Genomic DNA, 20728 nt, shown 5'->3' with positions numbered 1-20728 from the left:
GGTAGTTGATTCTAACGTGCATATGGGTTACTGGGTAGGAACATTCAATTATTTAAGTAAACAAAACTATGACTTTCACCAGGCATGAATCTAAAATAATTATGCGACGCTATTTGAAAAATATGACAAAGAAAAAATGAGAACCTCAGATGATCTCTTATTTTAATTCCAGATATTCCATGCTAAGAGATTTGCCCTTCATTTTGCAGGGTGATAACCCAGAGAAAAAATTACGCCTAACGCTGCTCATTGCTGGATTTTCCAGCATCCTGGCAGGTTTTTATATGGTAGCGACTAATTTCATTAGGGGAGAAATTGCTGTCACAGCCTTATATTGCCTGAGCACCGCGATAGGATTTTATATTGTCGTGGCGGCTTTCAGTAACCGGCTGAACAAACATCTCTACATCATCGTCCATGCTTTGTTACTGATCATAATGCTGCTTTTCCTGCTGGATAATGGTCATGCGGTAGAGAAACACTCCGAGTACAATTATTTGGTGGCGTTAACCGTGGGTTCAGCATTGGTATTACGCCAGCAAACACCTTACTTAAGTAAAATATTCCCGTTAATCTGCCTGGTGGTTTATCTCTTTTTTATTTCTACAGGATTAACATGGCAACATAGCGCGTTTCAGCTCAATATTCCGCATGAGTCCGGCTTTTATATCGTTAACTGTGCTGTGCCGATGATCGCACTCTTGTTAACCGCATTCACACTGCGTGGCAACTACTCCGAAACCGATTTAATCAAACGCGAACTTTCGCAAGCCATCGAAAAAAATCAGCTGGAACTCTATTACCAGCCACAGGTGGATAACAATAAAAAACTGATCGGATTTGAAGCCTTGCTACGCTGGAAGCATCCTTCTAAAGGCTTTATCTCGCCAGAAGTGTTTATTCCCGTGGCCGAGAAAAGTGGTTTGATAATAGAGATTGGCAAATGGGTGATGGAACGCGCCTTGCAGCAAATCGCCGAATGGGATCGCGGTCAATATCTCGGTGATTTGGCCTTTTCCATTAACATCAGTCCGCTGCAGTTGATACACCGCGATTTCACTCAGGATACCTTGCTAACGCTGTCGCATTATAAAATCCGTCCGGAACGTCTCAAGTTTGAAATTACTGAAACTACCTTTGTCTATGATCAAAAGCGCATTGGCGAGGTGATCAGCCATTTTAGTCAATTGGGTGTTAAATGGGCGATTGATGACTTTGGCGTCGGCTATTCATCGCTTAAGTCGATCAGTGATTTTGCTATTAATGATATTAAGATCGATAAATCGTTAATCATGCAGATTTTTAAAAATGAATCATCGGCGATTGTGGTGCAGAAAACCATCGAGTTATCGCGTGAAATGGGACTGAATGTGCTCGCCGAAGGCATTGAGAGTGAGGAGTATTTCACCTACCTGCGCGATAAAGGCTGTCATCTGTTTCAGGGCTACCATTTCGCCCGTCCGCTGCCGGTTGCAGATGCGCTGGTATGGATTAAAAAAGCGAAAATATAACCCAGCTTTGTAGGGTCGCCATTTATGGTGACCAGGTGCGCATAAATGCGCACCCAACGAAAACCACAACATATATTCGCATGATCGCCATTTATGGCGACCAGGTGCGCATGAATGCGCACCCTACAAAAACCGCGTTATATATTTGTAGGGTCGCCATTCATGGCGACCGTTCCAGCACATACAATTCAAAACAGCAGTTTCGCAAGAGAAAGTCCCGCGCCTAAGGTTACAAACTGGGTAGTCACCATCCATTTGGTTTGTGTGATCATCGCTTTATACAAATCGACCTTTATCGCCGCAACATCCTCCTTAGTGGCGTAATTGGACTTGATCACTGCCACATCGGCTTTTACCGCAGCCACATCCTCCTTAGTCGCATAATTTGACTTGATTACCGCCACATCCGCTTTGACCGCCTCGACATCCTGTTTCGTGGCATAGTTTGACTTAATCACCGCCACGTCAGAGACCAATTCGGTCACATTGTCTTCCAGCCTTTTAACTCGCTCTTGCATTCCTTTACCTCCGCTCGGTGGTTGTCCGCCCTGCTTGCGTTTACGTTGACGGCACGCATAATTGATAACACTCTTATTTAACGGTTCAGCTAACATTATTTCACCCCAATCGTTTCCATTTTTGATTGGTTAATGCAGGTTGACGGTAGCTCATACAATCAAATTCCCTTTTGCAATGGTAAACGTTAAACACCGCACTCGCCCAAGACCGTGAACATCTTAGCACTGGTTTTTTTCACAAACATTAGTGATTTGAATAAGAAATTTAAAATAATTGTCAAAAAAAACAAAGAAGACAATTAATTAACAGAGCCAGTAATAATCCACCTAAAAATAAATGTGAGCCAACCTAAAACCAAATGAAATAAAAAAAGCTCACAACTTTTACATCGTGAGCTTTCTCGCAAAATTTAGCGTATTAGAAAATCACTGATAAACAATCCCCGGCGGATTGACCTGCGAGGTTTCCACCGCCTCTTCCTGTTCGCCCCAGCGTGCCAACACTTGTTTATATTCGCCGCTGGCAATCGCACCATTAATCGCCTGCTGCAGCGCCACATCCAATCCATTGCCTTTTTTAGTGGTCACCGCCACCCATGCGCGGAACGGGCCGTGGCCGACGATTTTGGTTTGCCCGCGCGAAGCAACTTTCCAGGCTGCCATCGCCTGCGGACCAAACGAGGCATCAGCACGCCCGGAAAGCAGTGCCAGCGTGGCTGCCGCATCATCATTGAGGTAGATCGGCTGCACCGGTGCTAAGCCCTGCGCGCGGTTCTTCTCATCCCAGCTGAGTAAAATCCGTTCCTGATTGGTGCCTGAACCAACGATGATGCGCTTGCCTGCCACGTCTTCGCGGCCTTTAATCGCGGTGATCGCGCTGTTGGTTTTCACCGCAAATGCATGGTTATCCGCGCGATAGGTGGCGAAATCGAACTTCTTTTTGCGCTCTTCGGTAACGGCAATATTGAACATCGCCACGTCATAACGTCCGGCGGTGATGCCCAGCGGCCAATCTTCCCAGGCGGCCGGCACCAGTTTCAGTTTTAAGCCCAAACTGTCCGCCAGCAAACGTGCAATATCGGGATCGCTGCCAATCAGCGTTTTATTATCCGACGCCCACAATCCGATCGGCGGCGAATTCATCGACGTGGTGGCGACGGTTAAATAGCCCGGATTCACGAAATGAAAACCCGCCGGAATTTTCGCGATAGCCTGTGGATTCGCCGCAATATTGATTGGCGTTTCGTTATTTTTGGCATCCAGCGTTTCTGCTGCGATGGCTGGCGCGCCTAACATCACTGTCAATAACGCCGTAATAATTACTCGTTCCATTAAAGTACCCGTGCCAGAAAACGTTTGGTGCGCTCGTGGCGCGGCTGATTCAATACCTGATGGCTGCTGCCCTGCTCGACGATACGGCCATCGACCATAAACACCACGTTATCTGCCACTTCACGTGCAAAACCGACTTCGTGCGTCACAATCACCAGCGTGGTGCCGGAACGCACCAGCTTTTTGATCACATCCAGCACTTCGCCCACCAGTTCGGGATCGAGCGCCGACGTCGGTTCATCAAACAGCATCACACGTGGGTTAAGCATCAAGGCTCGCGCAATCGCGATACGCTGCTGCTGGCCGCCCGACAAATGGCGTGGCCAGGCATCGGCTTTGTGGCGTAAACCCACCACATCCAGCAGCTCACCGGCACGATCGATCGCTTCACGACGCGACAGCTGACGATGCGCAATCGGCGCTTCGATCAGGTTATCCAGCACCGTCAGATGCGGGAACAGATTGAAGTTCTGGAACACGTAGCCAACGTTGATGCGCTGACGCAGAATCGCCTTCTCTTTCAGCTCATACAGCTTGTCGCCGCGTCGCTGATAACCGATGTAATCACCATCGATCTGGATATAGCCTTCATCAACGCGCTCAAGATGATTGATGGTGCGCAGCAGCGTGGATTTACCCGAGCCCGATGGCCCGAGAATCACCGTCACCGATCCCGGTTCGAGTTCCAGTGACACATCATCCAACGCTTTCAGTTTGCCGAACGACTTGCTCACGCCGGTGATGCTAATGGCGCCAGCGCTATGCAGATTGCGGTAATCAATGGCTTCGGACATGGGAAAGCTCCTCGGTTGCAGGTTTGGCGCTGCGGTTACGCCATTGACGCCAGCGCGACGGCTGCGGTTCACGGGTGACGCTGCGCGCCAGCCAGCGCTCAACGCTGTGCTGCAGCAGTGACAATACGGTGGTGATGATCAGATACCAGGCCGCACCAACCATCAGCAGCGGAATTACCTGCTGCGTGCGGTTGTAGATCATCTGGATGGTGTAAAACAGTTCAGGCATCGCCAGCACGTACACCATCGAGGTGCCTTTGGCGAGGCTGATGATTTCATTAAAGGTGGTGGGAATAATCGCGCGCAGCGCCTGCGGCAGAATGATGCGGAAGGTGCGGCGCGTGGAGGATAATCCCAACGCCGAAGCCGCTTCAAACTGACCGTGATCGACACCCAAAAAGCCGCCGCGAATAATCTCGGCGCTATAGGCGCTCTGCACCAGCGTCAAACCAATTACTGCTGCCGGGAACTGGCCGAGCACGTTGATGGTCTGGAAGTGGCCCCACGACAGCGCGGTAAACGGAATGCCGAGCGACAGCGTGTCGTACAGATAGGAGAAGTTGTAGAGGATGATCAGCACCACAATCAGCGGCAGCGAGCGGAACAGCCAGATATAGCCGAACGCCAGCGTACTCAGCAGCCACGATGACGAGAGGCGCGCCAGCGCCAGCAAGCCGCCAAAAATCAGGCTGAGAATGGTGCCAAACAGCGTCAGCAGCAGCGTTTGCCCCAAACCGCTAAGGATCACCGGATCAAAAAACCATTTGGCGAACACGCCCCATTCCCAGCGCGGATTAAAGGCAACAGAATCAATCACACTGGCCAGAATAAACAGCGCGACAATCGCGCCGACGGTACGTGCCGGATAACGCGCCGGCACCACGGTTAAACGTTGTGGTTCATTACTCATTGCAACTCCTTAGCTGGCCTGCGCCACGCTATGCACATCAATCACTTTCAGGAAGCGCAAGCGTCCATCGTGTGGCGGCTGGCTGTAGACTTCCATATCCTCCAGCAGCGCAAACTGCGGCTGATAACCGTGGCCGATATACAACTTCACCGCTTCCGGCTGACGGAAACCGGTGGTGAGAAACACGCGCTGGTAGCCTGCACGCAGCGCGCGACGCTCCAGTTCCTGCAGAATCAGCAGCGCCAATCCCTGACGTCGTAGATCGCTGCGCGTCCAGATGCGTTTAAACTCGGCGGTCACCGCGTCATAAGGTTTGTACGCGCCCATCGCGATGATCTCGCCGTCCCGCTCCAGCACGATAAACAGCCCGCGCGGCGGCAAATACCATTCGGTCAGCTCAACCTCTTTTTGGCTGGTGAAGAACGCGCCGTAGCGCGCGCTGTATTCACCAAACAGTCCGGTCAAAATCGGCTGCAATTCAGGCGCTTCCGGTGACACTTCGCGGAACAGTTGCTCGCTCATGCGGCCTCCTTAATCGCCCAATCCGGCCGGATTGATCTCTGAACTGTCGATACGCTCAACGCCTTCACCCCAACGCTTCAGCACCTTGTCGTAATCGCCGTTTTTGATTACGCCATTCAGCGCGGTGTTGATCGGCTGCACCAGGCCGCCATCTTTCTTCACCGTCACCGCGATGTGCGCCGCTTTCGGCCAGCCGCCATCAACGCTGCCAACCAAACGTGTTTGCTTAGTCAGCGCCGCTTTCCATGCGCCAATCACGTTCGGGCCAAAAAAGGCATCGGCGCGACCGGACTGCAGCGCCAGCGTTTGTGCCGCATCGTCTTTGGTATACACCGGCGTAAACGGCTTCAATCCTTTGGCCTGATTCTCTTTATCCCACGCCAGCAGAATTGATTCCTGATTGGTGCCAGAGCCGACGATAATGCGCAGTCCGGCAATATCTTCCGCTTTGGTGATCGCCTTAATTGGGCTGCTGGATTTGACGTAAAAGCCGAGTGAATCTTTGCGATAGGTGGCGAAATCGAAGCGCTCTTTGCGCTCTTTGGTGACGGTCACGTTACTGATCGCCGCATCGTATTTGCCTGAAGCCACGCCCAGCGGCCAGTCTTCCCACGAGGTTGGCACCACGTTGAGTTTCAAACCCAGGCTGTCGGCGACTAAGCGGGCGATATCCACTTCACTGCCGAGCAGGGTTTTGTTGTCATCACTGAATACGGTTAATGGCGGCGAATTCAGCGCGGCCACCGCCACGGTGAATGAGCCCGGCACGGCGAAGCGATGTCCGGCTGGGATCTGTGCTACTGCGGCAGCATTCTTCGCGGTATTAATCGGCGTTTTGTTGGCTTCAACACTGACGTTCTGACCGTTCACCGCCACATCTTCGGCGAATACAGCGCTGCTCATGCCTAGCAACAGCAGCGCGATAAGGGATTTTTTCTGCATAGCGTTTATTCTCGTGTTTTATTTTTGTGTGTATTGATTAACCGGATCTTTCAGACCAAAGCTGGTGCGCAGCGTGGTTCCGGGGTATTCGCTGCGGGTTAACCCGCGTGCTTGCAGAATCGGTACCACGCGATCGACAAAGCGTTCGAAGGTATCTGGCGTGCCGCCCTGAATGATGAAGCCATCGGTCGCTTCGCTCTCAAACCACAGCTGCAAACCATCGGCCACCTGCTCTGGCGTACCGTGAAACAGCGGACGCGGCGTCGCGGCTTCCAGCGCTGCCTGACGCAGCGTGTGGCCGTGCTCGCGCGCCTTGCGCTTGATTTCGTCGGTGGTGCTGCGGAAGCTGTTTTGCCCGATATCGCCGAGTTCAGGGAATGGCTCATCCAGCGGATATTGTGAGAAGTCGTGATGATCGAAGAAGCGTCCGAGATAGTTGAGCGCATCTTTGATGGAAACCAGCGCAGCGGTGGTTTGATACTGCTGCTCCACATCTTCCGCACTGTCGCCCACAATCACGCCAACGCCCTGGAAAATGTGCAGATCGCCCGGCTCGCGACCATTCGCTACCAGCTGTTTTTTCACATCGCGGTAGAATTCCTGCGCTTCTTCGCGCGTCGGCTGATGGGTAAAGATGGCGTCAGCATGTTTAGCGGCCAGCTTGCGGCCATCTTCTGATGCGCCCGCCTGGAACACCACCGGACGTCCTTGTGGCGTGCGTTCGATATTCAGCGGTCCTTGCACCTGGAAAAAATCGCCGTGGTGATTCAGCGTGTGCAGCTTCTCGGGATCAAAGAACTGGCCGCTCTGTTTATTACGTACGAAAGCGTCGCCTTCCCACGAATCCCACAACCCTTTCACCACTTGCAGATACTCATCGGCGATGCGATAGCGCAGCGCATGTTCCGGATGCTGCTGGCGCGAGAAGTTCTTCGCCGAACCTTCCAGCGGCGAGGTCACGACATTCCAGCCCGCGCGACCGCCGCTCAGATGATCGAGGCTGGCAAACTGCCGCGCCACGGTAAACGGCTCGCTGTACGAGGTGGAAACCGTGCCGACCAAACCGAGATGTTCAGTGACGCCCGCCAGCGCCGACAGCAAGGTCAGCGGTTCGAAGCGATTGAGGAAGTGGGGAATCGATTTTTCGTTGATGAACAGGCCATCGGCGACAAACAGGAAATCCAGCTTGCCCGCTTCCGCCTTGCGCGCAATATGTTTGGCGTAATCAAAATTGATGCTGGCATCCGCCAGCGCCGCCGGATGACGCCACGCGGACATATTGCCGGATGCGCCATGCAGAATGGTGCCCAATCGCAGTTGTCTTGCAGTCATAATGTTCTCTCTTTTGCCAAAGCGCAGCCTGACGGCGACATCGTGTCGCCGTGCAGAATCGAAATGAAATCAGTGAATCGAGCTAGTTCAGAATGGCGTCACGACATCGCGCGTTGAGGTGCTGCAACGCTTGCTGAGCCAGTTGAGTAAAGTAGTGTGCAGCGGGGGCAATCAGCGCTTCATCGGGGTTGAAGCCGCCATGATGCAGACCAAATTCGCTCGCGCTGCCAATGCTGACAAACGCGCCGGGGATCTGCTGTAAGTAGTAAGCGAAATCTTCGCCGCCGAGGTGCAGCTCAGCGGTCTGCACGCGGTAACCCACCTGCTGCGCTACTTTGCTGGCAAACTGCGCCCAACGCGCATCGTTCTCCAGCACCGGCGGACCGGGATGCCAGCTAAAAGAGGCGCTGGCACCGTTGGCGGCGGCGATGTTCTCGACCAGCGTGCGGGCGCGCTGTTCCAGCTCTGCGCGCACCTGTTTGTCATGGGTGCGCACCGTGCCGCCAAATTCGGCCTCGCCGGGTAGCACGTTCCAGGTTTTACCGGCGTCGATGCGCGTCACGCTAAGCACTAAGCTGTCCAGCGTGTTGAAGCTACGGCTGGTGAGCGATTGCAGCGCCTGAATGATCTGGCTGGCGACCACAATGCTGTCCACGCCCTCTTCCGGATGCGCGGCGTGCGCCCCTTTGCCGGAAACGCGCACGATAAACTTATCCGCATTAGCGTAAAACGCGCCGCCGCGTGTGGCAAAGGTACCGGTTGGCAAACCGGGTTCATTGTGCATGCCGAAGATCGCCTGCACCCCGTCCAGCACGCCCGCATTGATCAACTGGCGTGCGCCGGTGGCGTTCTCTTCCGCCGGTTGGAACAGAATACGAATGCGACCTGGCAATTGATCTTCAACTGCTCTCAGCTGCAAGGCCGCGCCGAGCATTACGGCGCTGTGTACATCGTGGCCGCAGGCGTGCATCACGCCGCTATTGCGCGAACGGTAAGCCAGTCCGGTGGCTTCGTGAATCGGTAGCGCATCGATATCGGCACGCAGCGCAATCAGCGTGTCGCCGCGCCCAACTTCCACGATCACGCCGGTTTCCAGCGGATAATCCAGCAGACGCAAACCGGCGTCCTGTAACCAGCGACGCAGGCGCGCGGTGGTTTCGACTTCGCGACCGGATAACTCCGGCCAGCTGTGCAGCTCACGTCGCCAGTCAATCAGCTGATGTTCGCTAAATTGCGTCATACCTGCCTCCGTAAGCAGCAAATCAAGCCGTGACTAAACGATGAGTGGCCAGCAGTTCGAGTGATTTAACGCGCGCCTGCTCTTCAGCCACCGGCGTATCAATCACGAACTCTTCAATGCCGAAATGCTGATGCAGCGCATCCAGCTTGGCATGCACCTGCGCGGCGGTGCCTTTCAGCAGCGATGGCGTGCGTGGTTCGATCACGTAATCGCTGTAACCGCCCTGACGCACGTAACGTTCGGCCTGCTCGACGCTGCCGACGTTGACGCTGGGGCCATCTTTGACACTGACGTGATACACGCGCAGGTTATCCACCAGCAGGTCGGCTTCCGCCGGAGAATCCGCCACCACCACTTGCACCGCCACCAGCGCGCGCTGGCCGTTGCTGTGCTGGCGATAGCTGTTGAGGACTTTTTCCATTAATTGCGGATCGCCGTTGTGGTGCGCAGCGAACACCAGCTGCCAGCCGAGTTCCGCCGCCAGTTTGGCGCTCTCTTCACTGGCACCCAGCAGGAAGCGATTAGCCGGACGCGGCGGCTGCGGCGTGGCGCGCAGAATTTCTTCGTCGCCCACCGGCGGCACTTGCAGCCAGCTATCCAGCAGCGTCAACTGTTCGGCGAAGCTGCCTTTCTCCTGCAGATGCACGCCCAGCTGCAGCGCACGCGTTGAAAGCGGCAAGCCGCCCGGCGCTTTGCCGACACCAACGTCAATGCGTCCCGGCGCTAATGACGCCAGCAAGTTGAAGTTTTCCGCCACTTTGTACGGGCTGTAGTGTTGCAGCATCACGCCGCCGGACCCGACGCGAATATGTTGCGTCTGGCCGATGATCCAGGCGATCAGCAGTTCCGGCGACGGACTCGCCAGACGATCGCTATTGTGGTGTTCCGCCAACCAGAAGCGGTGATAACCCCAGCTTTCCGCCTGCTGCGCCAGCTGTAAAGTGCGGTGAAGCGCGTGGCTGGCTGTCTCTCCATCAGCAATCGGCGATTTATCCAGCAAACTCAGTCGGTATGACATGCGCCTTATCCTTTTCGTCATGAATATGGCGAGTAGTGTGTGGCGCAGAAGGCGGGTTCGTAAAACATGATATTGTCGTATCTATATTTACTTTATGCATATCAGGGAGATAGATTGGACCGTTTGGTTTAAACTCCTTTGAAAACACACAATTATCCCCGATAAATATGGATTGTTGCGGCGATGTTTTGAAAATGTGATATTCAATATAAAATTATTAAAACATCGTTTCAAAATGTGACGCAATTCATCCAATCGCAATTCCCTTATTTTTCCAGCCACTATTTTCTCTATGCTGGCACCACGCGGCACCTCTCGACAAAATCAATGCGCCGCACCTTCCTGCCTCCCCCTTAGCTGGAGAAAAAGCATGACGTTTAAAAAATTACTTCTGGTAGTTTCGTTATCCTCTGCGGCAGCGTTTTGCCCTGCTGTGGCGTCCGCTAAAGTCATCAAAGTAGCCGAAGTACAACCAGCGGGTTATCCCACCGTGGTGGCACTTGAACACATGGGCGAGAAGCTGAAAAAAGCCACTGACGGGCGGTTAGAGATGAAGGTTTACGCCGGTGGCGTATTGGGTGATGAAGACCAAACGCTGCAGCAGGTGCAACTGGGCGCGATTGATATGATTCGTGTTTCGCTGGCACCGGTCACCAGCATCGCGCCAGAAACCAGCGTATTAACCTTGCCGTATGTTTTTCGCGATGAGGACCATATGCACAAGGTGCTGGATGGTGATATCGGGAAAAATATCGTCGAGAAATTCGATAACGATCCCAACGCCCGCATGATTTTCCTCGGCTGGACCGACGCCGGTGTGCGCAACATGATCACCAAAAAACCGATCGCCAAACCCGAAGATCTTAAGGGCATGAAAATCCGCGTGCAAAACAGTGCGATCTCCCTGGCTACCTTAAAAGCGATGGGGGCGAATCCGGTCGCGATGGGCGTGAGCGAAGTGTTTAGCGCCATGCAAACCGGCGTGGTCGATGGCACTGAAAACAACCCGCCAACCTTTGTCGCCCACAACTATATGCCTGTTGCGAAGTACTACACGCTCACTGGCCACTTCATTCAGCCTGAAATGATTCTCTACTCCAAACCGTTGTGGAATCGTCTCTCGGCGGATGACCAGGCGTTGCTGAAGAAATTAGGCAAAGAGGCGCAGGAAGAAGAACGCCAGCTTTGGGCAACCTACACCCAACAATCCATCGAGAAGATGAAAGCCGGTGGCGTCACCTTCCAGGAAACCGATCGTGAAACCTTCATGAAAGCCACGCAGCCGGTGCGCGATCAGTTTGGCGGCAAATATCAGGATTTGATGAAACAAATTGCTGATGTGAAGTAATCCTCCCCACGCCACGTGCCTTCGTGGCGTTTTAACCAGGTAAACATTATGACTGCATATTCTCGTCTGATGGATGGGCTTTATTTGCTGTGCATGGCGATTGCCGCCGTTGCCTTGTTAATCATGGTGACGGTGATTCCCATCGGGATTTTCTCACGCTATGTGCTGAACGACGCATTATCCTGGCCAGAACCGGTCGCCATCATTTGCATGATCATCTTTACCTTTATTGGTGCGCCAGTCGGGTTTCGCGCGGGTACGCATATTTGTGTCTCGATGATGACTGACCGGCTCTCGCCGGCGAATCAGCGCTGGCTGCTGAAGTTGTCTGATGCGCTGATGATCATCACCTGCCTGGTGATTTTCCGCGCCAGTTACAACCTGTGTGAAGCGATGTGGGTGCAAACGCTGGCCTCATTGCCGGCGGTGACCTACGGCGAAATGTATTTGCCAATTCCGGTCGGCGCGATCTTTACGCTGTTGTTTGTGATTGAGCGATTGGTTAATGGCGATCAAAGCCAACGCGCCATCGTGACTCTTGGCGGCACCCACTAAGCGGAGAAGAAAATGGACGCACTGATTTTGATAGGCAGTTTGGTAGTGTTGCTGCTGGTGGGTTTTCCGGTGGCATTCGCCGTTGGATTGAGCGCGTTTATCGGCGCATGGTGGATCGACTTACCGCTGGAAGCGGTGGTGATTCAGATTACCAACGGCATTAATAAGTTTTCGCTGCTGACCATTCCCTTCTTTATTCTGGCTGGCGCGATTATGGCGGAAGGCGGCATTGCCCGGCGGCTGGTCAACTTCGCCTATATTTTCGTTGGCTTTATTCGTGGCGGTTTGTCGCTGGTGAATATCGTCGCCTCAACCTTCTTTGGCGCGATTTCGGGATCCTCGGTAGCAGATACCGCCTCGATTGGGTCGGTGATGATTCCGCAGATGGAGGAGAAAGGTTATCCGCGTGATTTCGCCGCGGCGGTGACCGCCAGCGGCTCGGTACAGGCGGTTTTAACCCCGCCCAGCCATAACTCGGTAATTTATTCGCTCGCCACCGGAGGCGTTGTCACCATCTCTTCCCTGTTTGTCGCCGGGATTATTCCCGGCCTGCTGTTGGGTTTCTGTTTGATGGTCATGTGCCTCGGCTTTGCGCGTAAACGTGGTTACCCCAAAGGCGAGCGCATCCCTTACAAGCAGGCGGTGAAAATCTTCTTCGATGCGTTTTGGGGACTGTTTACCATTTTCATCATTCTCGGCGGGATTCTTTCGGGCGTTTTCACTGCCTCTGAATCGGCGGCCATCGCCTGCATCTGGGCGTTCTTTGTCACCATGTTTATTTACCGTGATTTTAAATGGACGCAATTGCATATTCTGGTATTCCGCACCATTAAAACGGTAACCATTGTGATGGTGTTGATTGCCTTCGCGGCCGGTTTCGGTGCGGTGATGACCTTTATGCAATTACCCACCATCATTACCGAAGCCTTTACCCAATTCTCCAGCAACAAGTATGTAATTTTAATGTGTATCAACCTGCTGTTGCTGGTGGTGGGAACGCTAATGGACATGGCGCCGCTGATCCTGATTTTAACCCCGGTACTGTTACCGGTGGCCACCGCGCTGGGCGTCGATCCGGTGCATTTCGGTATGATTATGCTGACCAACCTGGGCATCGGTTTAATTACGCCACCGGTCGGCACGGTATTATTTGTCGCCAGCGCAGTGAGCAAACAAAAGATTGAGCAAGTGGTCAGCGCCATGCTGCCTTTCTATGGCATGTTGTTTATTGTGCTGATGCTGATTACCTATATTCCGGCGATATCGCTGTGGTTACCGCGTTTAATGGGCGTGATGTAACAACCACGTATAATCACCGTAGGGTCGCCATTTATGGCGACCTCAATATATGTTCCGCAATAATCAGGTCGCCATAATTGGCGATCTAAACTTCTATTTATTTTTTTCGGCAAAGCTTAGTGCAATTCCTTGGTTCAACTCCCGTGTGCGGCATTCAATGATGAAAACCGCCCGTCGGGCTATTGATAAAAAAGGGAAACACCATGACTAAGCATTTTCACTTGCAGGCGTTGAGTTTGGCCCTGCTATCAGGGATTTTTAGCGCCCACGCGGCAGACACGCCGGTTAAAGGCGGCACGCTGGTTTATCTCGAACAACAGGCGCACACCAACCTTTATCCACCTGCCGGTGGCTTTTATCCCAATGGCGGAATTCTGAATCAAATCACCGATAAACTGACGTGGCAGAATCCAAAAACATTACAAGTTGAACCCTGGATTGCCGAAAGCTGGAGCAGCAACGCCGATAAAACCGAATATACCTTTAAAATTCGTCCCGGCGTCACCTTCTCCGATGGCACGCCTTTAGATGCCAATGCGGTAGCCAAAAACTTTGATACTTACGGTCTGGGAAATAAAGCCCAGCGCCTGCCGGTTTCCGAAGTGATTAATAATTACGATCGCAGTGAAGTTATTGATCCTCAGACGGTGAAATTCTATTTCAAAAAACCGTCACCGGGTTTTTTACAGGGCACCGCAACGATTGGATCGGGATTAGTTTCTCTCAGCACGCTGCAACGTAGCTTCGATCAACTCGGCGATGCGCGTCATATTGTCGGTTCCGGTCCGTTTGTGGTCAGCGATGAAAAACTCGGGCGCGAAGTCGATTTAACCGCGCGCAAAGATTATCAATGGGGCCCGAAAAATCTCGCCCAGCAAGGTCCAGCCAATCTCGACGGCATTAAATTCATCGTCACGCCGGAAGACAGCGTGCGCATCGGCGCGCTGCTGGCCGGCCAGGCCGACTTTATTCGTCAGGTGCAAGCCTATGACGAAAAGCAGGCGCAGCAGCAAAACTTCCCGATTTACGCGGCGCCCACGCGTGGCGTCAACGACAGCATCAGCTTCCGCCCGGATAACCCGCTGGTCAGCGATGTGAAAGTACGCCTGGCACTGCTGCACGCCACCAACGCGCAGCAAGTGGTGCAAACCCTGTTCTCACCGAACTATCCGCAGGCCACATCGGTGATCGCCACTTCGGCGGCCGGTTACGTCAATCTGGCCGACAAGCTGAAATTCGATCCGGCGCTATCAAAAAAACTGCTGGATGAAGCGGGCTGGAAACCGGGCAGCGACGGCATCCGCGAGAAGGATGGCAAGAAACTGGCGTTGACCATTTATGAATCGCTGCCGCAGCCGCAGAACAAAGAGGTGCTGCAGCTGGTGGCACAACAGTGGCGTCAGGTGGGTGTCGCGCTGGCGGTGAAAGCCGGTGATGCCGGCAGCCGCGTGCTGGATAACCTCGATCCGCTGAAAACCCCGCTTACCGTTTCCGAAGTGGGCCGCGCCGATCCTGACGTAGTGAAGAGCCAGTTCTATCCAACTAACCGCGATGCGCTGCTGCAGAAAGGCGGCTCCAGCGACAAGGTACAGAACTTCCGCGACGACAAGCTGAATACGCTGTTACTGGCTATCTCCTCGGAAGTCGACCCAGCGAAACGTCTGGCGGTGACCGGCGATGCGCAGCGTTATCTGCTCGATCAGGCGTATGTGATTCCGATCTTTGAAGAACCGCAGGTGTTTGCTGGTGCGCCGTGGCTGAAAGGCGTGAATTTTGAAGCCGTAGGTCGTCCGTCGTTCTACGGCGCGTGGCTGGAAAAACACTAAGGCAGGTTAATGATGCAACGTTCACTGCTGCGAAGAGTGGGTCAAAGCGTATTGGTGCTGTGGGCCGCGTTTACCCTGTCGTTCTTTCTGCTGCAGGTGCTGCCCGGCGATGCGGTGCTGATCAAGTTTCAGAACCCGGATCTGGGCCTCAGCCCGGATCAGATCGCCGAAATGCGACTGGCTTACGGCGCGGATAATCCGCTCTGGCAGCAGTACGTGCACACGCTGCTGGCGATGCTGCGCGGCGATTTTGGTTACTCGGTGCAGGCGGGCGTGCCGGTCAGCGAACAGCTGATCAGCAACCTGCCCGCCACGCTGCAACTGGCGCTGCTCGGCTTTGCGCTGGCAACGATTATCGCGTTCGCGCTGGCGGCGTTATCGCGTTTGCCAGCGCTGCGCTTCCTGCGTTCCGTGCTGCAATCGGTACCGGCGCTGTTTATCTCGCTGCCAACCTTCTGGCTCGGCATCGCGCTGATTCAGCTGTTCTCCTTCCAGCTGCGCTGGATCCCGGTGATCAATCCGTCGGCGCTGCAGGGTTTAATCCTGCCAGTGATTACCGTGGCGATCCCGATCTCCGCGCCGCTGGCGCAGATTCTGTTACGTAGCATCGATCAGGTTTCTACCCAGCCGTTTGTGGCGGTGGCGCGCGCCAAAGGCGCCAGCGAAAGCCATGTGCTGTGGCACCACGTGATGCGCAATGCGCTGCTGCCGGTGCTGAACGTCGCCGGTTTGCTGCTCGGAGAACTGATCGCCGGAGCGCTGATTACCGAAACGGTGTTTGGCCTAAGCGGTGTTGGCCAGCTGACGCAGCAGGCGGTGAATAATCAGGACGTCGCAGTGTTACAGGCGGTGGTGATGATCTCCGCGCTGGCGTTTGTACTGATTAACCTGCTGGTCGATGCGCTGATGCCGTTGTTCGATCCACGTCTGCAATCCATTGCCGGAGGCCACCGATGAGCCTGGTCGATTACTCCACTGCGCGGCAAAAAATCAGCACTCCGCGCGTGTTCAACATCCAGCCCGGATTGTGGCTGGCGTGGGGCGTGATGCTGCTGACGCTGCTGGCGGCGTTTGCGCCTGGCCTGTTTACCCATTTCAGTCCGACTGAAGGCGTGCCCGGCGCGCAGCGTCTGCCGCCGCAGGCCGCATACTGGCTCGGCACCGATCAGCTAGGCCGCGATCTCTACACGCGCATTATTTATGGTGCGTCACAGTCGCTGTCGGCGGCGGTCGCAGCTGTGGCGATGGGGCTGATTGGCGGCACCACGCTCGGCGTGCTGGCGGGCGCGATGGGCGGTCGCACCGAAAACTGGCTGATGCGCCTGGTTGATGTGCTGCTGTCGATTCCCTCGCTGCTGCTGTCGCTCAGCATTCTGATTCTGCTGGGTTTCGGCACCGTTCACGCCGCGCTGGCGGTGGGCATCGCCTCAATTGCCAGCTTTGCCCGCCTGGCGCGCGGTGAAGTGGTGCGCGTGCGCCGCAGTGAATTCGTCGAAGCGGCTTACGGCAGCGGCGGCAGTTTCTGGCGCGTGTTGTGGCGTCACATTTTACCCAACTCGCTGACGGCGGTGATCGCCTTCGCCGCCTTGCAGTTTGGTCAGGCGATTCTGGCGCTGTCGACGCTGAGCTTTCTCGGCTACGGCACGCCGCCGCCAACGCCCGAATGGGGATTATTGATCGCCGAAGGACGTAACTATCTGGCGACCGCGTGGTGGCTCACCACTTTCCCTGGCATTGTGGTGGTGGCCGTGGTGCTGGCCGCTAACCGCATCAGCCGTCAACTGGCCGGAGGTGACGCATGAGCGCGTTATTAGCCATTGAAAATTTAACCCTCAGCTATCGCCAGCGCGGCGAGTGGCGTGCGGTGGTTCACAACGTCAGCTTTGAATTACAGCCCGGTGAAATGGTGGCGCTGGTCGGTGAATCCGGCTCCGGCAAAACCACCACCGCGCAGGCGATTATTGGTTTGATGGCGGAAAACGGCCGCCGTGACAGCGGCAGGATTGTGCTGAACGGCACCGATATCGCTGGCTGGTCATCAAAACGTCTTGATAGCCTGCGCGGCGTCAGCATCAGCTTAGTGCCGCAGGATCCGGGCAACTCGCTTAATTCGGTGAAAACCATCGGCGATCAGGTCGGTGAAATGCTGCAGCTGCACCTGAAAATCAGCAAAGCTGAACGCCAGCAGCGCGTGCTGGAACTGCTGCAAAAAGTAGGGCTGAGCCATCCGGAACAGCGCCTCAAGCAGTATCCGCATCAGCTTTCCGGCGGCATGAAACAGCGCGTATTGATCGCGATCGCCCTCGCCATGCGTCCGCAGATCATCATTGCCGATGAGCCCACCAGCGCGTTGGATGTCACGGTGCAAAAACGCATTCTCGATCTGCTGGATGTGCTGCGCCGTGAATCCGGCACGGCAGTGCTGTTTGTCACGCACGATTTGGCGCTGGCGGCAGAACGTGCCGATCGCCTGCTGGTATTTCGTCATGGCGAAGTACAGGAACAAGGCCCGGCGGCGCAGGTGATCAACGCGCCGAAACATGCCTATACGCGGCAGCTGTTAAAGGATGCCGATCCGGGCGACAGCGCGCTGTCGGTGCCGACACAAGCCAACTTCTCGTCACCAGCGATTCAGCTCTCCGGCATCAATAAACAGTTTTCCCTTGGTCGCCAGCAGCAGTTGCAGGTGGCGAAAGAGGTGTGCGTCACGGTGGCGCGCGGCACCACGCACGCGCTGGTCGGCGAATCCGGCTCGGGGAAAACCACGCTGGCGCGCATTCTTTTAGGCTTTGAGCAGGCCGACAGCGGTCGCGTGGTGATCGATGGGATCGACGCCACCGCGCTGCGCGGTGAAGCGCAACGCCAATTACGCCGCAAGATTCAGTTTGTCTATCAGAACCCATTTGCCTCGCTCGATCCGCGCCAGACGCTGTTCGCCATCATTGAGGAACCGCTGCGTAACTTTGAGAAACTCAGCAGCGCGCAGCGCCGGGAACGCGTCGCCGCCGTGGCACAGCGCGTAGCGTTACCGCTGGAGTTGCTGACGCGCAAACCGCGTGAGTTATCCGGCGGCCAGCGTCAGCGTGTAGCCATCGCCCGCGCGCTGATTCTGCAACCGGCGATTCTGGTGCTGGATGAAGCCACCTCGGCGCTGGATGTCACGGTACAGGCGCAGATTCTGCAACTGCTGCAACAGCTGCAACGTGAACTCGGCCTCACTTATCTTTTTATTACCCACGACCTCGCCACCGTGCGCCGCATTGCGCACAGCGTCACCGTGCTGCGCGCCGGTGAAGTGGTTGAACAAGGTGACACCGTCACGCTATTTAACGCGCCTCAGCATCCGTATACCCGTTCGCTGATTGACGCGATTCCCGCTTTCCGTCCGCTGATTAAGGAGTCTGCATGACGCGTAAACGTATTGGATTTTTCACCCGCCTGCTGGATGACACTACCGCACAGCAGCGCTATCGCCTGGCAACCGAGCAGATTCAGCACGCTGAGCGCAACGGTTTTGATAGCGCGTGGATTGCGCAGCACCACTTTCACGAGAAAGAAGGCGGCTTGCCGTCGCCGCTACTGTTTCTGGCCCACGTTGCCGCGCACACCCGCACCATTCGCCTTGGCACTGGCATCATCACGCTAGCGATGGAGAACGCGCTGCGCGTCGCCGAAGATGCGGCGGTGCTGGATCTGCTGAGCAACGGTCGCCTCGAAGTCGGTTTAGGGTCGGGCGGCACCGCGACCTCGTTTCTGCCGTTCGGCATCACCATCGACCAACGCGCCAGCGTGTTTGCCGATCATCTGCATCAGCTGCTGAGCGCCTGGCGCGGCGATACGCTGGGACATCCGGATAACCATCTTTATCCCGCTGCGCCGACGCTGGCACAGCGCGTGTGGATCGCCACCTTCTCGGTGGAAGGTGCCGCGCGCGCGGGACAAGCCGGGCACGGTTTGATGCTGTCGCGCACCCAGCCGCGTCCAGCGGGCCAGCCGGATTTGCCGCTCGACCAGATACAAAACCCGATGATCGATGCCTATCTGGCGGCATTACCGGCGGGCATTGCGCCGCGCATTCTGGCATCGCGCACCGCTTTTGTCGCAGATTCAACAGACTACGCGCGCCGCCTTGCCGAACCGGGCTTGCAGCGCCAGGCGCAGCATTTCCGTGAATCAGGACACGTTATTGGCAATACGCTGGACGAACAGGCGCGCCAGCTGGATGCGCACTTCGGCGATGCCGACCAGGTGCGGCAGTCGCTGCTCGCCGATACGTCGCTGCAACGCGTCACCGATATCAGCTTCCAGGTGCACTCCATCGATCCGCCACACGCCGACATTCTGCGTTCCATCGAATTGATTGCCGAACATATTGCGCCCGCGCTGCGCGGCTAAGTCATTAGCGGTCGCCATCAATGGCGACCCTGGGATTTGTAGGGTCGCCATTGATGGTGACCTTCTAACGCTTAACTGGAGAATTGCATGTCTCAACCGACAGATTTACTGGCCGCGCTAGCGGATATCGATCCCGCTTCTGAACTGGCACAAGCCCGCGCCGAGCGTCATGCCGCCACGCAGCACACGCAAGGCAGCTACGACGTGCTGTTTTTGCAAGATGATGAAGATTTACCGTTAGCAGAGCGCTTCGCCCTCGCCGCGCAGGTCGCGGCCTGGCATGGTGCGTCAAGTCTTGAAGCGCATTACCGCCAGCACGATCAGCCGCAAAACGCGCGCTTCGCTGCGGGTCTGGCGTTTGCGGAACTGCTGAGCCTGCGTCCGGTTGATGCCGCGCCGCAGCACATCGAAAAACTGCAAACTGCTGGCTGGTCGCCGCGCGGCATCGTCACGCTGGCGCAGCTGATTGCCTTTGTCAGCTTCCAGAGCCGCTTACTCGCGGGTTTGCGTTTGCTCAATGGCGAAGAAACCGTTGCGCAGCCACATGCGGTTGCCGGTAAATGGCACGATGCGCCGCTCACCCTCAGCGGGAAAACTGCCCTCACCGCCTTTACCCAACAGGAACTGGGTTGGGAACCGTGGCTGGCGGCGAAACCGCTGCAGGAATTTAGCGCTGAAGAGCAGGCGACGCTGGCGAAATTCGGCCATAGCGATTCCGATTATTTCCGCCTGCTGGGACGCAATCAACCGCTGCTCGAACAGCGCACGCTGACCGATAAAGGCATCTTCTACACCGCTGGCGGACTCTCGCGCGCCGAACGTGAACTCGCCGCCACGGTAGTGAGCAAGGTCAACGGCTGCATCTACTGCGCATCGGTCCATGCACGCAAAGCCAGCCAGCTGTCGAAAGATGAACCGGCGGTGCAGAAGCTGCTCAATGTGGCGCCGGGCGCTGAGCTGTCGCACGGACAATCGGCCCGTTGGGCGGCGCAGATCGATCTGGTTGCCACCTTATCGATCACGCCTGCCGCCACCAGCCTGAAACAGCTGCAGGCGCTGCGCGATCAGGGATTCAGCACGCTGGAGCTGCTGGACCTGATTCAATCCGCCGCCTTCTTCGCCTGGGCGAACCGCCTGATGCTGACGCTCGGCGAACCTTTCTTACCTGAACACACACAAGGATGAC

Annotated in this window: 19 protein-coding genes; 10 read left to right on the top strand and 9 right to left on the bottom strand. The window is 55.5% G+C overall.

The window, feature by feature from the left end; genetic code table 11:
* The first annotated feature begins 149 nt into the window (after positions 1-149).
* Positions 150-1511, top strand: a complete 1362-nt coding sequence (locus FHW71_RS18990) for an EAL domain-containing protein (RefSeq protein ID WP_179452698.1) — start codon at positions 150-152, stop codon at positions 1509-1511.
* 188 nt (positions 1512-1699) lie between these two features.
* Here FHW71_RS18990 and FHW71_RS18985 read toward each other — a convergent pair whose 3' ends face one another.
* The 9 genes from FHW71_RS18985 to FHW71_RS18945 all read right to left on the bottom strand — a co-directional run bounded on the left by FHW71_RS18985 (position 1700) and on the right by FHW71_RS18945 (position 10119).
* Positions 1700-2125: a hypothetical protein gene (locus tag FHW71_RS18985; protein WP_286176355.1), complete on the bottom strand. Its 426-nt coding sequence runs from the start codon at positions 2123-2125 to the stop codon at positions 1700-1702.
* Between the two features lie 330 nt (positions 2126-2455).
* Positions 2456-3361, bottom strand: coding sequence for an ABC transporter substrate-binding protein (locus FHW71_RS18980; RefSeq protein WP_154157568.1), 906 nt, complete (start codon positions 3359-3361; stop codon positions 2456-2458).
* Positions 3361-4155 carry an amino acid ABC transporter ATP-binding protein gene (locus tag FHW71_RS18975; protein ID WP_179452699.1) on the bottom strand — a complete coding sequence of 265 codons (795 nt, stop codon included), beginning with the start codon at positions 4153-4155 and terminating at the stop codon, positions 3361-3363. The genes FHW71_RS18980 and FHW71_RS18975 overlap by 1 nt, the downstream gene beginning before the upstream one ends.
* Entirely contained in the window at positions 4139-5065 is a 927-nt protein-coding gene (locus FHW71_RS18970; protein ID WP_008108808.1) for an amino acid ABC transporter permease, read from the bottom strand. Before FHW71_RS18970 ends, FHW71_RS18975 begins: the two co-directional genes overlap by 17 nt.
* A gap of 9 nt (positions 5066-5074) precedes the next feature.
* A complete protein-coding gene (locus FHW71_RS18965; protein ID WP_179452700.1) occupies positions 5075-5587 on the bottom strand; it encodes a GNAT family N-acetyltransferase in 513 nt (170 codons plus the stop codon).
* 9 nt (positions 5588-5596) lie between these two features.
* The gene (locus FHW71_RS18960; protein WP_008108813.1) at positions 5597-6529 is read right to left on the bottom strand and encodes an ABC transporter substrate-binding protein; all 933 of its coding nucleotides are present in this window, start codon (positions 6527-6529) and stop codon (positions 5597-5599) included.
* 18 nt (positions 6530-6547) lie between these two features.
* Positions 6548-7861, bottom strand: coding sequence for an LLM class flavin-dependent oxidoreductase (locus FHW71_RS18955; RefSeq protein WP_179452701.1), 1314 nt, complete (start codon positions 7859-7861; stop codon positions 6548-6550).
* Positions 7862-7943: 82 nt separating this feature from the next.
* Positions 7944-9101: an amidohydrolase gene (locus FHW71_RS18950; protein WP_179452702.1), complete on the bottom strand. Its 1158-nt coding sequence runs from the start codon at positions 9099-9101 to the stop codon at positions 7944-7946.
* Positions 9102-9123: 22 nt separating this feature from the next.
* Complete coding sequence (locus FHW71_RS18945) at positions 9124-10119, bottom strand: MsnO8 family LLM class oxidoreductase (protein WP_179452703.1); 996 nt, start codon at positions 10117-10119, stop codon at positions 9124-9126.
* A 370-nt stretch (positions 10120-10489) separates the two neighbouring features.
* On the opposite strand from FHW71_RS18945, the gene FHW71_RS18940 reads away from it, so the two are divergent.
* From FHW71_RS18940 to FHW71_RS18900, 9 genes are all read left to right on the top strand, one after another.
* Positions 10490-11467 (top strand): TRAP transporter substrate-binding protein, encoded by a 978-nt coding sequence (locus FHW71_RS18940; RefSeq protein WP_008108819.1) that lies wholly within the window; start codon positions 10490-10492, stop codon positions 11465-11467.
* Positions 11468-11515: 48 nt separating this feature from the next.
* A complete protein-coding gene (locus FHW71_RS18935; RefSeq protein WP_179452704.1) occupies positions 11516-12022 on the top strand; it encodes a TRAP transporter small permease in 507 nt (168 codons plus the stop codon).
* Positions 12023-12034: 12 nt separating this feature from the next.
* Positions 12035-13321 carry a TRAP transporter large permease gene (locus tag FHW71_RS18930; RefSeq protein WP_179452705.1) on the top strand — a complete coding sequence of 429 codons (1287 nt, stop codon included), beginning with the start codon at positions 12035-12037 and terminating at the stop codon, positions 13319-13321.
* A gap of 203 nt (positions 13322-13524) precedes the next feature.
* Positions 13525-15147 carry a TIGR04028 family ABC transporter substrate-binding protein gene (locus tag FHW71_RS18925; protein WP_179452706.1) on the top strand — a complete coding sequence of 541 codons (1623 nt, stop codon included), beginning with the start codon at positions 13525-13527 and terminating at the stop codon, positions 15145-15147.
* Positions 15148-15159: 12 nt separating this feature from the next.
* Positions 15160-16104: an ABC transporter permease gene (locus FHW71_RS18920; RefSeq protein WP_175501720.1), complete on the top strand. Its 945-nt coding sequence runs from the start codon at positions 15160-15162 to the stop codon at positions 16102-16104.
* Positions 16101-16949: an ABC transporter permease gene (locus FHW71_RS18915; RefSeq protein WP_179452707.1), complete on the top strand. Its 849-nt coding sequence runs from the start codon at positions 16101-16103 to the stop codon at positions 16947-16949. Before FHW71_RS18920 ends, FHW71_RS18915 begins: the two co-directional genes overlap by 4 nt.
* Positions 16946-18556, top strand: a complete 1611-nt coding sequence (locus FHW71_RS18910; protein WP_179452708.1) for an ABC transporter ATP-binding protein — start codon at positions 16946-16948, stop codon at positions 18554-18556. The genes FHW71_RS18915 and FHW71_RS18910 overlap by 4 nt, the downstream gene beginning before the upstream one ends.
* Positions 18553-19542, top strand: a complete 990-nt coding sequence (locus FHW71_RS18905; protein WP_179452709.1) for a putative FMN-dependent luciferase-like monooxygenase — start codon at positions 18553-18555, stop codon at positions 19540-19542. Before FHW71_RS18910 ends, FHW71_RS18905 begins: the two co-directional genes overlap by 4 nt.
* Before the next feature lie 87 nt (positions 19543-19629).
* Positions 19630-20727, top strand: a complete 1098-nt coding sequence (locus tag FHW71_RS18900; protein ID WP_179452710.1) for an alkylhydroperoxidase domain protein — start codon at positions 19630-19632, stop codon at positions 20725-20727.
* Position 20728: the final 1 nt, after the last annotated feature.

This window comes from Enterobacter sp. Sphag1F, from assembly GCF_014193275.1.
Taxonomy (GTDB): Bacteria; Pseudomonadota; Gammaproteobacteria; order Enterobacterales; family Enterobacteriaceae; genus Pantoea; species Pantoea symbiotica.
This window is presented reverse-complemented; position numbering and strand designations above follow the sequence as displayed.

What these genes read in the sequence shown, in the direction of transcription:
- FHW71_RS18920 (WP_175501720.1), top strand. Translation starts at nt 15,160, where the DNA reads ATGCAACGTTCACTGCTGCGAAGAGTGGGTCAAAGCGTATTGGTGCTG.
- FHW71_RS18945 (WP_179452703.1), bottom strand. Translation starts at nt 10,119, where the DNA reads ATGTCATACCGACTGAGTTTGCTGGATAAATCGCCGATTGCTGATGGA.
- FHW71_RS18955 (WP_179452701.1), bottom strand. Translation starts at nt 7,861, where the DNA reads ATGACTGCAAGACAACTGCGATTGGGCACCATTCTGCATGGCGCATCC.
- FHW71_RS18990 (WP_179452698.1), top strand. Translation starts at nt 150, where the DNA reads ATGATCTCTTATTTTAATTCCAGATATTCCATGCTAAGAGATTTGCCC.
- FHW71_RS18905 (WP_179452709.1), top strand. Translation starts at nt 18,553, where the DNA reads ATGACGCGTAAACGTATTGGATTTTTCACCCGCCTGCTGGATGACACT.
- FHW71_RS18930 (WP_179452705.1), top strand. Translation starts at nt 12,035, where the DNA reads ATGGACGCACTGATTTTGATAGGCAGTTTGGTAGTGTTGCTGCTGGTG.
- FHW71_RS18950 (WP_179452702.1), bottom strand. Translation starts at nt 9,101, where the DNA reads ATGACGCAATTTAGCGAACATCAGCTGATTGACTGGCGACGTGAGCTG.
- FHW71_RS18935 (WP_179452704.1), top strand. Translation starts at nt 11,516, where the DNA reads ATGACTGCATATTCTCGTCTGATGGATGGGCTTTATTTGCTGTGCATG.
- FHW71_RS18900 (WP_179452710.1), top strand. Translation starts at nt 19,630, where the DNA reads ATGTCTCAACCGACAGATTTACTGGCCGCGCTAGCGGATATCGATCCC.
- FHW71_RS18940 (WP_008108819.1), top strand. Translation starts at nt 10,490, where the DNA reads ATGACGTTTAAAAAATTACTTCTGGTAGTTTCGTTATCCTCTGCGGCA.
- FHW71_RS18960 (WP_008108813.1), bottom strand. Translation starts at nt 6,529, where the DNA reads ATGCAGAAAAAATCCCTTATCGCGCTGCTGTTGCTAGGCATGAGCAGC.
- FHW71_RS18965 (WP_179452700.1), bottom strand. Translation starts at nt 5,587, where the DNA reads ATGAGCGAGCAACTGTTCCGCGAAGTGTCACCGGAAGCGCCTGAATTG.
- FHW71_RS18985 (WP_286176355.1), bottom strand. Translation starts at nt 2,125, where the DNA reads ATGTTAGCTGAACCGTTAAATAAGAGTGTTATCAATTATGCGTGCCGT.
- FHW71_RS18970 (WP_008108808.1), bottom strand. Translation starts at nt 5,065, where the DNA reads ATGAGTAATGAACCACAACGTTTAACCGTGGTGCCGGCGCGTTATCCG.
- FHW71_RS18975 (WP_179452699.1), bottom strand. Translation starts at nt 4,155, where the DNA reads ATGTCCGAAGCCATTGATTACCGCAATCTGCATAGCGCTGGCGCCATT.
- FHW71_RS18925 (WP_179452706.1), top strand. Translation starts at nt 13,525, where the DNA reads ATGACTAAGCATTTTCACTTGCAGGCGTTGAGTTTGGCCCTGCTATCA.
- FHW71_RS18915 (WP_179452707.1), top strand. Translation starts at nt 16,101, where the DNA reads ATGAGCCTGGTCGATTACTCCACTGCGCGGCAAAAAATCAGCACTCCG.
- FHW71_RS18980 (WP_154157568.1), bottom strand. Translation starts at nt 3,361, where the DNA reads ATGGAACGAGTAATTATTACGGCGTTATTGACAGTGATGTTAGGCGCG.
- FHW71_RS18910 (WP_179452708.1), top strand. Translation starts at nt 16,946, where the DNA reads ATGAGCGCGTTATTAGCCATTGAAAATTTAACCCTCAGCTATCGCCAG.